The organism is Arcticibacter sp. (genome assembly GCF_053551015.1).
The window spans coordinates 138148-154855 of the sequence record NZ_JBMQOB010000003.1 but is presented as its reverse complement, the minus strand read 5'-3'; the positions used below and the strand labels follow the sequence as shown (position 1 = coordinate 154855).

The window sequence follows — 16708 nt, the reverse complement described above, 5'->3', positions numbered from 1 at the left end:
TTGCACCTCATTTAAAAAAAACTAATTAACTAACAATGTACGCAATAGTAAATATAGCCGGACAGCAATTCAAGGTTGCAAAAGACCAGCAGATCTTTGTACATCGTCTACAAGGAGAAGAAGGCGCTAGTGTTGAATTTGACCAGGTATTGTTAGCTGCAGACGGAAGTAACATCAAAGTTGGTGCAAACGCATTAACAGGAGCTAAGGTTTCAGCTAAGATCGTGTCTCATTTAAAAGGAGATAAAGTAATCGTCTTCAAGAAAAAACGTCGTAAAGGCTACAAGAAGAAGAACGGTCACCGTCAGCAGTTCTCAAAAATTGAGATCACTGGTATTACTTTGTAATTAACAGAATAATCCAAGAACAGAATAATAACCTGAATTGAGCGATCAGTTCATAATATAAGAAAACATGGCACACAAGAAAGGCGCTGGTAGTTCGAATAACGGTAGAGAATCACATAGCAAACGCTTAGGTATTAAGATCTTCGGTGGTCAGGCAGCTATTGCTGGAAATATCATTGTACGTCAGCGTGGTACTAAACACCACCCAGATAAAAACGTTGGTTTAGGAAAAGATCACACGATCTTCGCTCTGATCGACGGTACAGTAGTATTCAGAAAGAAAGCTGATAACAGATCATACGTTTCTGTACTTCCTGTTGAAGCTCCTGCTACAGCAGAGTAATCAAAGTACACGATATACAAAAAGGTCCTTGTTTCATTTGAAGCAAGGACCTTTTTTATTTTAGGTATACGTGTGAAACCCATTAGGTTTCACGTATCAGCAATTGTCCCGCAAAGTCCACCAGCGGCTGCTTGTTTTCTTCATTTACCTGAACCTTGGCGAGCTCAGACAAACTCCTGCGCGCGTAGAGGTTCATCTCATCTTCAGCAAGCTGGCGTACGCCCAGTCGGTCGTAGATGGCCGTGACCGAGCTGATCTTACTTGCAGGATCGCATTCTTTTGCATTCAGCCAGTATTGCAGCTCTTCCTTATCCAGCTCCTCCGCCAATTCAATTGCTTTTATCAGCAGGAACGTTTTTTTATTGGCAAGAATATCGCCGCCCACCTGTTTGCCAAATTTCTCAGGATCACCGTACACATCCAGGATATCGTCCTGAAGCTGGAAGGCTATTCCGATATTGACACCGAAGTTATACAGATGATCAGCATCCTCTTTATTGGCATTGCCGATCAGCGCACCGATCTTCAAACTGCAACCCAGCAATACTGCTGTTTTCAGCCTGATCATATCCAGATACTGTGCAACGCTCACGTCTCCCATCAGCTCGAAGTTCATATCCGTCTGCTGACCCTCACACACACCTGCTGCTGTATCGTTAAACACCGTCAGCACATCCTTCAGAATGGCGCCGTCTACCGAATTCACCAGTGTCTTATAAGCTTCCACCAGCATCACATCCCCCGAGAGGATCGCTACATTGTCATTCCACTTAGAATGTACAGTGGATTTTCCGCGTCGTAAAGGAGCCTTATCCATGATATCATCATGCATGAGGGTGAAGTTGTGAAAAAGCTCAACAGCCAGGGCAGGCTCAAGCGCTGCAGTAATGTGTCCGCCGAACATGTCACAAGCCATCATTGTCATCACAGGGCGCATTCTCTTGCCCCCCAGAGACATGATATAGGTGATTGGATCATACAGTTCCGCAGGCGTAACAGGATACTTCTTTTCAACAATCTGTTTGTTGATCAGGTCCTGAAGTTGTGTAATAGAATACATGTATAATTTATTGAAGTAATTTAAAGTCAATTTGCCTTTTGGCCAGATCCACCTTCTTTACCAGAATCCTCACTTCATCACCCAGCTGGTACTTTTTCTTTTTGCGCTGGCCGATGATACAGTAGTTCTTCTCGTCGAGTACATAAAAGTCGTCGGCGATGTCGCGCAGGCGCACCATACCTTCGCATTTGTTCTCTTCAATCTCTACGAACATACCCCATTCGGTTACTCCCGAGATAATACCGGTGAACTCCTTGCCGATATTTTCCTGCAGATATTCAGCCTGCTTGTACTTCACGGACGCCCGCTCAGCGTCGGCCGCCTTTTTTTCCATCTGCGAAGCATGCACACACATCTTTTCATACTCCTCTTCGTTGGCAGAATTGCCGCCCTCCAGGTAGCGTTCCAGCAAGCGGTGCACCAATACGTCAGGCAAGCGGCGGATGGGGGAGGTGAAGTGTGTATAATAGTCGAAGGCCAGACCATAGTGCCCCGATTTCTTAGTGGTATAGATCGCCTTAGCCATCGAGCGTATCGCCAGATGTGTCAGTACGTTCTGCTCCTTTTTACCTTCCACGTCGGCCATCAGGTGGTTTAGCGAACGGGCAATATCCCGGTCAGACTTCATGCTGATTTTATAACCAAACTGTGCGGCAAACTGAACAAAGCCCATAAGCGTCTGCTCGTTCGGCGCATCGTGGGCGCGGTAAACAAAGGTGTATTTCTTTTTGCCCTTGCCTTTTTTGGCAATGAACTCTGCCACTTTCCTATTGGCCAGCAACATATAGTCTTCAATCAGCTTATGAGCATCCTTGCGCTCCTTGACATAGACACCGATAGGCTTGCCCTGTTCATCCAGCTGAAACTTCACCTCTGAAGTCTCAAAGCTAATGGCACCCTGCTTAAACTTGCGCTCCCGAAGGATGTATGCCAGCTCATTCAGCTTCAGTATTTCGTCCTTCAGCTCGTCTGAGTTTCCCTCAATGACCTCCTGTGCTTCTTCATAGCTGAAACGCCTGTTGGAATGAATGATGGTTTTACCAAACCACTGTTCGATTACGTTGGCCTTCTCATCCATTTCAAACACGGCAGAGAAGCAAAGCTTGTCTTCATTGGGCCGCAGTGAGCAAACGCCGTTCGATAAGCGCTCAGGCAGCATCGGGATAACCCGGTCTACCAGATAAACCGAAGTTCCGCGCTCAAATGCTTCTTTGTCAAGCGCTGTATCCGGACGCACATAGTGCGACACATCGGCGATATGGACGCCGATCTCGTAATTTCCGTTCTCCAGCACCCGGTAGGAGATAGCATCATCAAAGTCCTTCGCGTCGGCGGGGTCGATGGTGAAGGTAAGGACATCCCTGAAATCGCGGCGTTTTGCAATTTCTTCTTCCGATATCTCGTCGGGTATAGCCTCTGCTTCTTTTTCCACATCATCTGGAAAAGAGAGTGGAAAACCGTATTCCGCCAGGATGGCGCTCATTTCGGTGTTATTTTCGCCCTGCACACCCAGAACCGTAGTGATCGTACCGACAGGATTCTTGGCGCCATCGGGCCAGTCCGTGATTTTGGCCACTGCTTTTACGCCATGTTCAGCGCCATTGAGGTTCTCCAGCGGGATAAAGATATCGCGGAGCATCTTACGGTCGTCGGGAATAAAAAATGCAAAAGCGCCGCTTATCTTAACGATTCCGGTGAACTCCATTTTCGCTCTCTCGAGGATCTCGATGATTTCTCCTTCTTTACGCTTTCCCTTACGATTAGAGAACACGTAGGCCCTAACCTTATCGCCGTTCAGTGCGATGCCCACTTTTCGTGGTGCGATATAGATGTCTTCTTCAAACTCATCATCAGGGGTAATAAAGGCCGAACCATCGCTGGTCATCGATACTTTTCCGGTGATGATTGTCTTGAGCTCTTTTAATTGAAATTTACCTTTCTGCGGCTCGATGAAGATCCCTTTCCGGGTTTCTTCTTTCAAAACCACCAGTATTGTTTCCCGCGACTCGGGATCGGTCAGGTTAAGCTTTGCTGCAATTTGTTTATAATTCATGGGAGCGTTGCCCCCTTTTTCCAATATATCAGTGATAAGCTGCGTGAAAACAACTATCAGATGGTTGGATTTTTTCTTCGCCATTTTGTAAATGTGTTATGTAATCACAACGTATGGATATACCATAAAGTTCATGGTTATTTAAGCTGTGAGACCTTTCGGTAGCAAGTTAAGGATTTTGATCTATGTTTCGCTTTGGAAAGGGTTCTATTTGCTGAAGGACAAAAGGCTCTTCGGGTCGCCATGGTTTTGTAACTGGCAGGTGCCTGATTCGACGCTGATCCGTTGAACTGCAGGGAACTCTCCCGCCAGATACTTGAAAAGTGCTGCCTGGCAGCAGCCAGGGCATATGATGGTATATCTTAGAGGATAAGGATACCCGGTTTATTCAGCAGGGGAATTCTTACCATGTTGGTTTCAACAATACTCTCAGGAACAAAGATATATTTCTTATCATAGATCTCATTCCCGATGTAGAAGCTGAGCAGGTACTCGTTAGTGAGTCCGAAAACCTGCTCATCGATGGCTTCCACGCGCGCGGTAGTCTTCGCGGGAATATCGCCTATTGAATGCCTCAGAACCGATGTCTTCACGTCGACCCCGTCTTTGAGCCCATATCCTTTGGAAGATATCAGCACCGTTTGCAGGGGTGTGTCTTTCAGATTGATCAAATAGACATTCCAGGACCGGCCCTGCGGACTATCGCTTTCCAGGACAACGGCTATGCCGATGTCCTGAACAAGGTTTTCGGGAAGATCTTTCTTCATATTCTTTTCAGATTTAGACTGAGCTATTTCCTATTTCTTTTTCGCGAATTTTTTGGTGGTCTTTTTAGGCTCTTTTTCTGCAGCTTCTGCAAGGGCCTTCACCTCTTCAAATGTAAGTGATGCAGCTTCTTTATCTTTCGGGATCTTGACGTTTGCCTTACCGTACTCGATGTAGGGGCCCCATCTTCCGTTCAGGATCTTCACGGTAGGGTCTTCCTCGAAGGTTTTGATCAGCTTTTCGGCGTCCTTCTTGCGCTTCTCGAGAATGATCTCGATACATGCTTCTTCGGTTACGGAGTGCGGATCAACACCTTTAGGTAAGGAGTAGAAGGCACTGTTATGTCTGACGTATGGTCCGAAACGACCTATTGCTACGGTCATGTCTTTTTCTTCAAACTCACCGACTTTTTTAGGAAGTTTAAAGAGTTCCATCGCTTCTTCCAGGGTGATCGATTCGATCATTTGTCCGGATCTCAGACTGGCATAACGCGGTTTTTCTTCACCCTCTGTTTCGCCGATCTGTACGAATGGACCAAAGCGGCCGATGCGAACAGAAACCTTTTTGCCGGTTTCCGGATCAAGACCCAAGTCGCGTTCTCCTCTGGCTTTTTCTGCGTTCAGGATCGTGTTCTCCACTTCCTTGTGGAAGGGATTGTAGAACGACTTGAGCATTTCAGTCCAGTTTTTCAGTCCGTTGGCTATCTCATCGAATTCCTTTTCAACGCTTGCTGTAAAGTGGAAGTCGACGATGCCATTGAAGTGCTGCACCAGAAAATCGTTTACTACAGCGCCAATATCAGTCGGAAAAAGTTTCGACTTCTCGGCACCTGTAATCTCCGTTTTGGTTTCTTTAACCAACTCGGGGCCGTTTAGGGTAAATACACAGAAGTCTCTCGACTTTCCTTCCCGGTCTTCCTTCACTACATAACCCCTGTTTTGAACCGTGGAGATGGTCGGTGCGTAAGTGGATGGTCGTCCGATTCCCAGCTCTTCGAGTTTCTTTACCAGGCTTGCCTCGGTATAGCGGGCAGGAGGGCGGGTATAACGCTCCGTTGCTTTAATCTCGTGGCGAATGACTGACTGTTCTTTTGTGAGAGGAGGGAGGATCGCATTTCCTGCTTCCTCATCCAGGTTCACTTCCTGATCATCGTCCTGGGATTCCATATATACTTTGAGGAATCCGTCAAACTTCATCACCTCTCCGTTGGCTACAAAGTTTTCTTTGCGGTTCGATATGGTGATTTTAGCGGTAGTTTTCTCAAATTGGGCCTCACTCATCTGTGAAGCGATTGCACGCTTCCAGATCAATTCGTAAAGGCGTTTCTCAGAATGGTCACCATCGATGGTATGCTGATCGAAGTAAGTAGGACGGATCGCTTCGTGTGCTTCCTGCGCTCCCGCGGCCTTCGTTTTGTATTTGCGGTGCTGATGGTATTTGTCACCATAAGCGCTTTTAATCTCTTGTGTTGCGGCTTCGAGTGCGGTATCAGATAAGTTCACCGAGTCTGTTCTCATGTAGGTGATCTTTCCCGACTCGTACAGACGCTGCGCGACGGTCATAGTCCTTGAAACCGAAAAACCCAGCTTCCTGCTTGCTTCCTGCTGAAGGGTAGAGGTAGTAAACGGGGGGGCGGGGTTTCTTTTTGTCGGCCTGCTTTCTACACTGCTGACCTTGAAGTCGGCATCTTTGCAAGCCTGGAGGAACGCCGTGGCTTCCTGCTCTGTTTCAAAGCGTTCCGGGAGTTCTGCCTTGAAGAATTCTCTTACTTTCCCGGTATTGAAGATCGCAGTGATCTTGTATGCTGCGGTGGGATTGAACTTGTTGATCTCTCTTTCACGTTCTACTATGAGGCGCACGGCAACGGATTGTACGCGGCCGGCTGACAAAGAGGGTTTGACCTTCTTCCATAGAACGGGTGAGAGCTCAAAACCAACCAGTCTGTCGAGTACGCGTCTGGCCTGCTGAGCATGAACCAGGTTATAATCGATAGTACGGGGCGATTCGATAGCCTTTAATATGGCAGGCTTCGTGATCTCATGAAACACAATTCTTTTCGTTTTTTCGTCCTTCAAACCCAGGGTCTCGAACAGGTGCCACGAAATAGCCTCTCCCTCGCGGTCCTCATCGGATGCGAGCCAGACCATTTCGGCGTCCTTTGCAAGCTTCTTTAATTCGCTTACAACGGCCTTTTTGTCGGCCGGTACTTCGTATTTTTGTGTGAAGTTATTTTCAGTATCTATTGCATCATCGGTCTTCACCAGGTCACGGATATGCCCGTAACTGGATTTTACCATGAAGTCGCTACCCAAATAACCTTCAATGGTTTTTGCCTTAGCAGGGGACTCAACGATTAGTAAATTTTTTGCCATTCAGAAGATTGGTTTTTCTGCAAAGAAAGACATTAATCAACCCAATGCAAAATAGAATTATCTTTTGGGTAGTTGAGAAAGGCCGTTTTGATGATGAAATTGGGCGATTTTTGACTGATACTTTGCGAATTAATTGCCTTACAGCAAAAATCCTCCGCCTAGCAAGTCATTGCCTTCGTAGAACACCGCAGACTGTCCGGGTGCAATTCCCGATACTGCATGGTGAAACTCCACTTTCATCAGTCCGTCTTCCTGCACGATGGTACTGTTAGCACCTGCATCCTTATATCTGATCTTGGTGATGGCTTCCAAAGGTTGCTGGATGCTTTCATATTTGATCAAGTTAAGACCTCTTACCAGAGCAACGCTTTTCTTCAGTTCTTCCTGAGTGCCTAGAACAACCGTATTGCTTTCCGGCAATATCTCGGTAACAAACATCGGGTGACCGAAGGCAATGCCGAGGCCCTTACGCTGACCGATGGTATAGAAAGGGTATCCCTGATGCTGACCAACGATGGTGCCATCGCTAAGGGCGAAATTTCCACCGGCTACTTTTTGCTCAAGGCCATCTACACGATGACGCAGGAATGAACGGTAGTCGTTATCCGGTACGAAGCAAATCTCGTAGCTCTCTCCTTTTTTTGCGAGTTCCGTTTGTCCCATATCAAGGGCCATCTGCCGGATCTCTGCTTTGGTGAAACTTCCGAGTGGGAACTGTGTACGGGCAAGGTTTTTCTGAGATACACCCCAGAGGACGTAAGACTGATCTTTGTTTTCGTCTTTACCTTTGGAAATCACATAGCGTCCGCTGTCCTGTAAGCGAATATTAGCATAGTGGCCGGTGGCGATAAATTCGCAATCGAGTTTATCGGCACGCTTCAGGAGCGCTTCCCATTTGATGTGCGTATTGCATAGCACGCAAGGGTTGGGTGTTCTGCCAGCCAGGTATTCGTCAACGAAGTTGTCGATCACAAAGTCACCGAACTCATTTCTGATGTCCAGAATATAGTGAGGGAACCCGTAGCCTACAGCCAGAGACCGGGCGTCGTTAATGGAGTCCAGACTGCAGCAGCCTGTTTCTTTAGATGAAGAGCCCGACGAGGCATAGTCCCACGTTTTCATGGTAAGACCTATCACTTCGTATCCCTGCTCATGTAGCATGACAGCAGCTACGGAACTATCCACTCCGCCACTCATTGCTACTAATATTCTTCCGTGCTTGCTCATAATATGCGGCAAAGATAAAGTAAAGATGTATTCAGGCCGTCAATCGCTTGTAAAATATGGGCATAAAAAAAGTCAGGCAATATGTTATCGCCTGACCCTACATCTACCTATGAAAAAAGTTGCTTGGGGTAGCAACAATCATTGATACAAACATCGCGGCTTTTTACCTGGGAAAAAATGATCCAACCGCGTGATTGGGCATGATTGAAGTCATAAACTTTACGAGACTGTTAAATATTATCATTTTAGTTCGATTTTTTGTAGGATATTGCGGGATAAACTATTATACTTGAGTGTCAATTATTGTTTGAGTTAATCAATTGGCAATCTGATTCATGAGGCTATTTTTTCTGGTATGTTTTTCGCTTCTAAGTGCCTTAGCCATAGCAAGTAAGACGCCCACCGGCTTACTTCGGGAGCTAGAGGAGGCACGATCGGATACGTCCAGAATCAAGGTCTATACTGAGCTGACTGACTACTACATGTCGTCAGATTATGATTCCTCAGTTCACTATGCATCTCAGGCACTTGCGCTTGCGCGTGCAACCAGAAATCATAAGGGAGAATACACCTTGCTGAACCGCCTGGCCTCCGTGTACCACGCTCATGGAAATTTAACTTTGTCGAAAGAGTTTGCCCAGGAAGCTTTGACCGGATTTGAAAGGATCAGAGATCAGGAAGGTATTGCTTTAAGCTACCTCACTCTGGGGACGATTACCGGAAAAGGCGGACACTTTCCTGAGGCGACTTCCTATATTCTGCAGGCTTTGAGGATCTTCGAAAAAACGCGCAACAAGAAGGGTATGTTCGATGCCTATATCAAACTTGGGCTGATCAATGAGCAAAGTGGAAATCTGGATCAGGCGCTTGAATACTACACGAAGGGGAAAGCTTTGCTGAAAGCAGCACCCTCGGTAAGTTCTTCATTATCTCTTCAGAATAATATCGGCGTGGTATATGCAAAAAAAGGGAATATGAGAGAGGCGCTGAAGTATTTCATCGCGGGCGTTCAGCATGCCGACAGCCTTGTTCATGCCGATCTTTATATCTCTTCGCTGACGAATGCAGGTAATGCGTATCAGCATCTCGGATCTCCGGATACAGCATTGAGTTTTCATCAAAGGTCTTTAGCGAAAGCCAGGCAATTCAGACTTCCCGAGAAAGAATCGCAGGTACTCATCAACATTGCGGCTATCTATGTAGATAGAAAGAATTTTACCGAAGCACTGCGTCTTCTGGACAAATCGCGAAAAATTGCAGAATCAATCGGTCACGCTTTCTTATTATCTGAAATATACGAAGCTTACATCGGAATATACGAGGAACAGGGGAACTACAAAGACGCCTTTTTGATCTCGCAGAAGCAACGTGCACTTGATGATTCTTTGTTTAACAAGGACAGAAAGCGTGCTGCTGAAAGGTTGCAGGTAGAGTATGACAAGGAGAGGAGCAAGGCGAAGATAAAAACACTCGAAACACTGAGCGGAAAGACAACACTGCAACGTAATGTCGGTGTTACTGTAGCCGTGCTGGTGATCGTGATGCTGATGGTGGTTTATTTCTCTTTGTATAACATGCAAAGACTTAATAAGCGCCTGAAAGTATCCAATCAAGTTAAAGACAAGCTTTTCTCTATCATCGGCCATGATCTGAGGGGGCCGATGGGATCAGTTGTACAGATGTTGACCCTGATGGAGAACGACGTGCTTAAACCCAACGAGCTGAAAGAGATCGCTCAGATACTAAAGAAGCATACTGAAGTTTCTTTATCTACACTCGATTCCTTGCTTGAATGGGGAAAGACGCAGATTCAGGGTGTACGGGTGAAGGGAAAGGTTTTTGAAGTAGCCGGAGTTGTACAACAGAACAGGGATTTTTTCTTTGCGGCCTGTGCAGCAAAGAAGTTAACGCTGGTGAGTGAAATTCCGGAAACGTTACAGGTATCTGCAGACCCCGATCATTTTGGATTTGTTCTTCGGAACCTGATCAGCAACGCCATTAAATTTTCTTATCCGGACAGTCTGATCGAGCTTAAGTCGACAGTAAACGATGGAATGGTTTGTATCTCCGTAAAAGATTATGGTAAGGGAATGGAGGAATCGGACGCCGAACAGCTGTTCGAGACATTCAACCTTAGAAATGACGGAACAAACGGCGAAAAAGGGACGGGAATTGGCCTCATGCTTTGCAAAGAATTCGTTCAGGCAAATGGGGGGCGCATTTGGGCGCACTCAAAGCTGGAACAGGGTGCAGAGTTCTTCTTCACCTGCAAGCATGTTTCCTGATCAGAAAATGTCGATATTGAACTTCACGGGTTCAAGCTGATCTTCGTCATCGCCTTCCATAAAAAGAACCACCTTATATTCAGCAAGATTTTCATTAAAGCCGAGGAACATACGACGCAGGCACCGCTGTAAGATAGGGGCAAGCTGAAGATAAAGACTTTCGCAGTAATGTTGAAACTGAGGCCTGATAGTATGTTGGTAGAAGTTGTTGCGGTTGAAATCAGAAAGGTTGATGGTGAGTATTCCCGCATTATAGAAGCCATGAACCAGCTCAGTTTTTACGTCCGGAGAGATCCTCTCCAGCCATTCTTCCGGCAGCTCCTCAAAGATAGTATTGTTCAGGTTATTACTTATTATCTGGCGGTATAAGTTTAACATGTTGAATTTGTAATCGTGTACTTGTTTGCATTTTTACATCCTGCACGCTGTTGTCAGGATGACCTACGTATGTTAACTTAACTTACAACGTATGGTTTATATTTTCTTCAAATCTAAGCCCTTTTTTGGTTTCGGCAAGTTTCTGTTGATGTTTGTTTGGGATCAAGGGGCTGCGCTGTATGCGTTTTAAGCGCAACAAATAGGCTGTAATGACTGTTACAAAAGCATGCTGCTTCAAACCTCCTCTGCTACCCCTTACGAAATTATCCTGATCGGCGATACGGGCGATATCTCGCTATCCCGTCCTGATCCTGTATTTCAGATGTTAAATGCACACCTGAGTCCTCAGCAGCCTTCTGCCGTGATCTTCCTGGGGGATAATATTTATCCCCGCGGACTGCCTCCTCAGGGAAATATTCTGAGAAAGAATGCTGAGGGTGTCCTGAACCGCCATTTCGATGCATTAAAAGACTATCATGGGGATGTGGCATTTATCGCGGGCAACCACGACTGGAACAAGGGAAGGGATAATGGTCTCGAGTATATCGAGAGGCAGGATGAGTACCTGAAGAAGCTTTTTGGTAAGAAGGTACTGTTTCCGAAAGGTGGGTGTCCGGGACCGGAGACATTCGATCTGAACGATAATATTACGGTAGTGGCCATCGATACGCAGTGGTGGATGCAACGCGGGGTGCGCTCTCTTGATTCAGAGTGCTACGACGGTATTTCCTCGGAAGATGATTTTTTCGAGAGACTGATTTCTATTCTGGACGCCAATATCCGCAAGCATCTGCTGGTCATTGGACATCATCCCGTGTACAGTTATGCCATTCACGGTGGCAAGTTCAAGCTGAAGCATCATATCTTCCCGCTGACCATTTACGATCAGGATGCCTGGATTCCGCTGCCTGGACTGGGATCGCTGATTCCGCTTTACCGGAGGTTCCTGGGGGCAAGGGAAGACATTGCGCATCCGCGATACCGGAAACTACGCGGAAAGCTGAAGGAGATTCTGGCCAGGTATAGCAACCTGATCTATGCGGCGGGGCATGAGCACAATCTCCAGTATATCCGGAAAGATAAGAATCACTTCATTGTGAGTGGTTCGGGATCGAAGGTGAAGTACGTGGTGCAGTCCGGAAAGCACCTGAGGTTCGGGGAAAAAAGTAAGGGCTTTTTCAAGATGCGCTTTGAGACGGACGGCTCCGTTTATCTTACCGCTTGGGCTTTGGATACCAGCGGACGGCTCGAGAAGGGCAGGCTGCTTTATGAAAGCCAGATCATATAAAAAAGAAGAGGGCCGGTTGATCAACCGGCCCTCTTGCTGTTAAGCAGTCAGCTTTTTGTATTTGATACGTTTCGGACCTGTATCGCCGAGACGTTTCTTTCTGTTTTCTTCATAGTCGCTGTAGTTTCCTTCGAAGAAGTAGACCAGCGAGTCGCCTTCAAAGGCCAGGATATGTGTACAGATTCTATCCAGGAACCATCTGTCGTGGGAGATGATTACTGCACATCCTGCGAAGCCTTCGAGACCTTCTTCCAGTGCGCGAAGCGTGTTCACGTCAATGTCGTTGGTCGGCTCATCGAGCAGCAGTACGTTGGAATCTTTCTTCAGGGTGATAGAGAGGTGCACGCGGTTACGCTCTCCTCCGGAAAGAACGCCGACTTTTTTCTGCTGGTCAGCTCCGTTGAAGTTGAACTTCGACACGTAAGCACGTGAGTTGACCGGGCGGTTGCCCAATAAAATGGTTTCCTGACCGTTGGTGATGTTCTCCCAAACAGATTTTTCAGGATCCAGGTCATTGTGCATCTGGTCGACATATCCGAGAGCAACAGTTTCTCCTACGCGGAAGGTTCCGCTGTCGGGAGTCTCCTGTCCTGTAATGAGACGGAAAAGCGTAGTTTTTCCTGCACCATTTGGTCCAATAATCCCTACAATACCTGCTGGCGGCAGGGAGAAGCTCAGGTTATCGAACAGAATTTTGTCGCCATAAGCCTTACTAACATTCTGCGCTTCGATAACGATGTTACCCAAGCGAGGTCCCGGCGGAATAAAGAGCTCCAGCTTTTCTTCTTTCTCCCTTGATTCTTCAGAAGCCAGTTTTTCATAATTGGCCAAACGGGCTTTTGATTTTGCGTGACGTGCTTTAGGAGCCATTCTTGCCCACTCCAGCTCTCTTTCGAGGGTCTTCTGACGCTTGCTCTCGGTTTTTTCCTCCTGTGCCAGGCGTTTGGATTTCTGCTCCAGCCATGACGAGTAATTTCCTTTCCATGGAATACCTTCACCACGGTCAAGTTCGAGAATCCAGCCGGCAACGTTGTCGAGGAAGTAACGGTCGTGCGTTACAGCGATGACGGTTCCTTTGTAGTTTTTCAGGTGTTGCTCCAGCCAGTCGATCGACTCAGCATCCAGGTGGTTAGTAGGCTCATCCAGAAGGAGAACATCCGGTTCCTGGAGTAAAAGGCGACAAAGTGCTACACGTCTGCGTTCACCTCCTGACAAATTGGCTATTTTTGCTTCAGGGTCAGGAGTTCGCAGTGCATCCATCGCACGCTCGAGTTTAGAATCCAGTTCCCATGCACCCAGTGCATCAATCTGATCCTGAAGTTCACCCTGACGGGCCATCAGTTTATCCATAGCATCGGCATCCTCATAGACTTCAGGGAGGCCAAATTTCTCGTTGATTTCTTCGTATTCGTTCAGGATTGCGGTAATTTGGGACACACCTTCCATTACTACTTCCTTCACAGTCTTTTCAGGATCAAGCTGAGGCTCCTGGGCCAGGTAGCCTACACTGTAACCGGGTGAGAATACAACCTCTCCCTGATACGATTTCTCCAGTCCCGCGATGATCTTCAGGAGGGAAGATTTTCCCGATCCGTTCAGACCTATTACGCCGATCTTGGCGCCGTAGAAAAAGGACAAATATATATTCTTGAGAACCTGTTTTTGGGGAGGGTAAATCTTATTCACCCCAGCCATTGAAAAGATTATTTTTTCGTCTGCCATTATTGCTTAATAATCTGCGAATATCGTTAATCCGGGTGTTTTGCTCTAATTTTTTATTATCTTGTAAGTATCCCCGGCAATTTCAAAAAATTGGCTTAATTGTTGATTAAATTATTACAAACACGTCGGTTGTATTGATGAAACAAATTGATACATTAGGACGTTCAACACGTAGAAAGGTTATTAAATGGAAGCTAAATTTTCACCCCGTGTCAAAGACGTTATTTCGTATAGCAGAGAGGAAGCTCTTCGCTTAGGGCACGATTACATCGGTACAGAGCACTTGTTGCTTGGGCTAATCCGTGAGGGAGATGGTATGGCTATAAAAGTTTTGAAATCACTCGCTGTAGATACTGCGCGTTTGCGGAGAACTATTGAGGATGCGGTTAAAGGAACTTCTGGCACTACTGCAAATCTGGGAAACATTCCCTTAACCAAGCAGGCTGAAAAAGTTTTAAAGATTACTTACCTGGAGGCGAAAATCTTCAAGAGTGATGTGATTGGTACAGAGCATTTATTGCTGTCAATTTTGCGCGATGATGATAATATCGCTTCGCAGATCCTGATGCAATACAACATCAACTACGATATATTTAAGGCAGAGGTAGAGCAAAACAGGGATGGTTTCAGAGATGAGGCTTCTGGCTCTGCTGCGGGAGATGATGATTTCCGCGAGGAAGAATCTTCTTTCAGTCAGCCTAAAAAGGTATCAGACATCAAATCCAAGACACCGGTACTTGATAACTTTGGACGTGACCTGACTAAGGCCGCTGAAGAAGGAAAGCTCGACCCGATCGTTGGAAGAGAGAAAGAGATCGAACGCGTTTCGCAGATCTTATCACGTAGAAAGAAAAACAACCCTATTCTGATAGGGGAGCCAGGGGTAGGTAAGTCTGCTATTGCAGAAGGTCTTGCCCTGCGGATTGTACAGCGTAAAGTTTCGCGTGTGTTGTTTAACAAACGTGTGGTTACGCTGGATCTGGCATCTCTGGTTGCGGGTACCAAGTACCGTGGTCAGTTTGAAGAGCGCATGAAGGCTGTCATGAATGAACTGGAGAAGTCGCCAGACGTGATCCTGTTTATTGACGAGATTCATACAATTGTTGGTGCAGGTGGTGCTTCAGGTTCGCTTGACGCATCCAATATGTTTAAACCGGCACTGGCGCGTGGCGAAATTCAATGTGTGGGAGCAACCACACTCGATGAGTACCGTCAGTACATTGAGAAAGATGGCGCATTGGATCGTCGTTTCCAGAAGGTAATGGTTGAGCCGGCTACTCCGGATGAGACCATCGAAATCCTGAACAGGATCAAGGAGAAATACGAAGAGCACCACGGTGTAACGTATACTCCGGAAGCGATCAACGCCTGCGTTAGTCTGACATCGAGATATATTACAGACCGGTTCCTGCCGGACAAGGCGATCGATGCTTTGGATGAAGCCGGTTCAAGGGTGCACCTGACTAATATTCATGTGCCTCAGGATATCATCGATATTGAGCAGAAGATCGAAGAGATCAAGCTGGAAAAGAACCGCGTGGTACGTAGTCAGAAGTATGAGGAAGCGGCGAAGCTTCGTGATACCGAAAAGCATTTACTGGAGGAGCTTGACCGTGCAAAAACTGCATGGGAGGCAGAAACAAAAACCAAGCGATATACCGTATCGGAAGATAACGTGGCTGAGGTAGTATCCATGATGACAGGTATTCCTGTTCAACGTGTGGGACAGACCGACAGTCAGAAATTACTGGCAATGCCTGAGCTGATGGCCGGAAGGATCATCGGACAGGACGACGCGATCAAAAAGCTGACGAAGGCTATTCAGCGTACGAGAGCTGGATTGAAAGATCCACGCAAGCCTATCGGTTCATTCATCTTCCTCGGTCCGACCGGGGTGGGTAAAACAGAATTAGCTAAGGAGCTTGCACGCTTTATGTTCGATAGTGAAGATTCACTGATTCAGATCGACATGAGTGAGTACATGGAGAAATTCGCGGTATCCCGTTTAGTGGGTGCGCCTCCGGGATACGTAGGTTATGAAGAAGGTGGTCAGCTGACGGAGAAAGTTCGCCGCAAGCCATATTCGGTTGTGTTGCTTGACGAGATCGAGAAGGCACATCCGGATGTATTCAACATCCTGCTACAGGTGCTTGATGAAGGTCAGTTAACAGACAGTCTGGGCCGCAAGGTGGACTTCCGTAATACGATCATTATCATGACATCGAATATCGGTGCAAGGCAGCTGAAAGACTTCGGACAAGGTGTAGGTTTCACTACAACCGCCAAGTCGTCGCAGGCAGATACGCACTCCAGAGGAGTGATTGAAAACGCGCTGAAGCGTGCTTTCGCGCCTGAGTTCCTGAACCGTATTGATGATGTGATTGTGTTTAACTCACTGTCTAAAGAGAACATCTTTAAGATCATTGATATTGAACTTTCATCACTATTCTCCAGAATCAACTCTTTAGGATTTGAAATCGCTCTTACTGACGGAGCCAAGGAGTTTATCTCCGAGAAAGGTTACGACTCGCAGTTTGGTGCGCGTCCGCTTAAAAGAGCCATCCAGAAGCATCTGGAAGATCCGATTGCAGAAGAAATTCTGAAGGGAGAGCTTGCAGAGGGTCAGGTTATGGAAGTGGACTACAACAAGGAAACAGACGCGATCACGATCTCACCGAAGGCTGAGCATTCGAAAAAGAAGAAAGAACCGCAGTTGCCTGAGGGCAACAAGGATACTACGCAAGAGTAGTTCAAATACGTATAAAAAACCCGGCGCCTGCGCCGGGTTTTTTTGTTTATAGGCGGTTCGCCAGGCCGCTGTGGGCTGGGTCTTTCATTTAAAACTGCTATCTTTACGGCATTCCAGAG

The 16708-nt window shown here is 46.7% G+C and carries 12 protein-coding genes; 5 read left to right on the top strand and 7 right to left on the bottom strand.

The genetic code is table 11. The features are described from left to right. Window positions 1-35 precede the first annotated feature (35 nt). Window positions 36-347: a 50S ribosomal protein L21 gene (rplU, locus tag ACO1NU_RS01090; RefSeq protein ID WP_448816597.1), complete on the top strand. Its 312-nt coding sequence runs from the start codon at window positions 36-38 to the stop codon at window positions 345-347. A gap of 67 nt (window positions 348-414) precedes the next feature. Continuing rightward, window positions 415-690 (top strand): 50S ribosomal protein L27, encoded by a 276-nt coding sequence (rpmA, locus tag ACO1NU_RS01085; RefSeq protein ID WP_448816596.1) that lies wholly within the window; start codon window positions 415-417, stop codon window positions 688-690. 82 nt (window positions 691-772) lie between these two features. Here the strand turns inward: rpmA and ACO1NU_RS01080 are convergent, their stop codons facing one another. The 5 genes from ACO1NU_RS01080 to mnmA all read right to left on the bottom strand — a co-directional run bounded on the left by ACO1NU_RS01080 (window position 773) and on the right by mnmA (window position 8167). After that, a complete protein-coding gene (locus ACO1NU_RS01080) occupies window positions 773-1750 on the bottom strand; it encodes a polyprenyl synthetase family protein (protein ID WP_448816595.1) in 978 nt (325 codons plus the stop codon). 7 nt (window positions 1751-1757) lie between these two features. Next, complete coding sequence (rnr, locus tag ACO1NU_RS01075; RefSeq protein WP_448816594.1) at window positions 1758-3887, bottom strand: ribonuclease R; 2130 nt, start codon at window positions 3885-3887, stop codon at window positions 1758-1760. Between the two features lie 278 nt (window positions 3888-4165). Continuing rightward, complete coding sequence (locus ACO1NU_RS01070; protein WP_448816593.1) at window positions 4166-4570, bottom strand: hypothetical protein; 405 nt, start codon at window positions 4568-4570, stop codon at window positions 4166-4168. Window positions 4571-4600: 30 nt separating this feature from the next. Beyond that, window positions 4601-6940, bottom strand: a complete 2340-nt coding sequence (gene topA, locus ACO1NU_RS01065; RefSeq protein WP_448816592.1) for a type I DNA topoisomerase — start codon at window positions 6938-6940, stop codon at window positions 4601-4603. Between the two features lie 138 nt (window positions 6941-7078). Further along, a complete protein-coding gene (mnmA, locus tag ACO1NU_RS01060) occupies window positions 7079-8167 on the bottom strand; it encodes a tRNA 2-thiouridine(34) synthase MnmA (RefSeq protein ID WP_448816591.1) in 1089 nt (362 codons plus the stop codon). Window positions 8168-8502: 335 nt separating this feature from the next. On the opposite strand from mnmA, the gene ACO1NU_RS01055 reads away from it, so the two are divergent. Beyond that, complete coding sequence (locus tag ACO1NU_RS01055; RefSeq protein WP_448816590.1) at window positions 8503-10452, top strand: tetratricopeptide repeat-containing sensor histidine kinase; 1950 nt, start codon at window positions 8503-8505, stop codon at window positions 10450-10452. On the opposite strand, the gene ACO1NU_RS01050 is transcribed toward ACO1NU_RS01055, so the two are convergent. Next, window positions 10453-10830 (bottom strand): hypothetical protein, encoded by a 378-nt coding sequence (locus ACO1NU_RS01050; protein ID WP_448816589.1) that lies wholly within the window; start codon window positions 10828-10830, stop codon window positions 10453-10455. Window positions 10831-11056: 226 nt separating this feature from the next. Here ACO1NU_RS01050 and ACO1NU_RS01045 point away from each other — a divergent pair, with 226 nt between their 5' ends. Beyond that, window positions 11057-12118, top strand: coding sequence for a metallophosphoesterase (locus ACO1NU_RS01045; RefSeq protein ID WP_448816588.1), 1062 nt, complete (start codon window positions 11057-11059; stop codon window positions 12116-12118). Window positions 12119-12157: 39 nt separating this feature from the next. Here ACO1NU_RS01045 and ettA read toward each other — a convergent pair whose 3' ends face one another. After that, on the bottom strand, window positions 12158-13840 hold the full coding sequence (gene ettA, locus ACO1NU_RS01040; RefSeq protein WP_448816587.1) for an energy-dependent translational throttle protein EttA: 1683 nt from the start codon (window positions 13838-13840) through the stop codon (window positions 12158-12160). Window positions 13841-14027: 187 nt separating this feature from the next. On the opposite strand from ettA, the gene ACO1NU_RS01035 reads away from it, so the two are divergent. Beyond that, a complete protein-coding gene (locus ACO1NU_RS01035; protein WP_448816586.1) occupies window positions 14028-16589 on the top strand; it encodes an ATP-dependent Clp protease ATP-binding subunit in 2562 nt (853 codons plus the stop codon). Window positions 16590-16708 lie beyond the last annotated feature (119 nt).

Excerpts from the sequence above, each read along its gene's own strand:
- rplU (WP_448816597.1), top strand. The coding sequence starts at position 36 with ATGTACGCAATAGTAAATATAGCCGGACAGCAATTCAAGGTTGCAAAA.
- rpmA (WP_448816596.1), top strand. The coding sequence starts at position 415 with ATGGCACACAAGAAAGGCGCTGGTAGTTCGAATAACGGTAGAGAATCA.
- ACO1NU_RS01080 (WP_448816595.1), bottom strand. The coding sequence starts at position 1,750 with ATGTATTCTATTACACAACTTCAGGACCTGATCAACAAACAGATTGTT.
- rnr (WP_448816594.1), bottom strand. The coding sequence starts at position 3,887 with ATGGCGAAGAAAAAATCCAACCATCTGATAGTTGTTTTCACGCAGCTT.
- ACO1NU_RS01070 (WP_448816593.1), bottom strand. The coding sequence starts at position 4,570 with ATGAAGAAAGATCTTCCCGAAAACCTTGTTCAGGACATCGGCATAGCC.
- topA (WP_448816592.1), bottom strand. The coding sequence starts at position 6,940 with ATGGCAAAAAATTTACTAATCGTTGAGTCCCCTGCTAAGGCAAAAACC.
- mnmA (WP_448816591.1), bottom strand. The coding sequence starts at position 8,167 with ATGAGCAAGCACGGAAGAATATTAGTAGCAATGAGTGGCGGAGTGGAT.
- ACO1NU_RS01055 (WP_448816590.1), top strand. The coding sequence starts at position 8,503 with ATGAGGCTATTTTTTCTGGTATGTTTTTCGCTTCTAAGTGCCTTAGCC.
- ACO1NU_RS01050 (WP_448816589.1), bottom strand. The coding sequence starts at position 10,830 with ATGTTAAACTTATACCGCCAGATAATAAGTAATAACCTGAACAATACT.
- ACO1NU_RS01045 (WP_448816588.1), top strand. The coding sequence starts at position 11,057 with ATGCTGCTTCAAACCTCCTCTGCTACCCCTTACGAAATTATCCTGATC.
- ettA (WP_448816587.1), bottom strand. The coding sequence starts at position 13,840 with ATGGCAGACGAAAAAATAATCTTTTCAATGGCTGGGGTGAATAAGATT.
- ACO1NU_RS01035 (WP_448816586.1), top strand. The coding sequence starts at position 14,028 with ATGGAAGCTAAATTTTCACCCCGTGTCAAAGACGTTATTTCGTATAGC.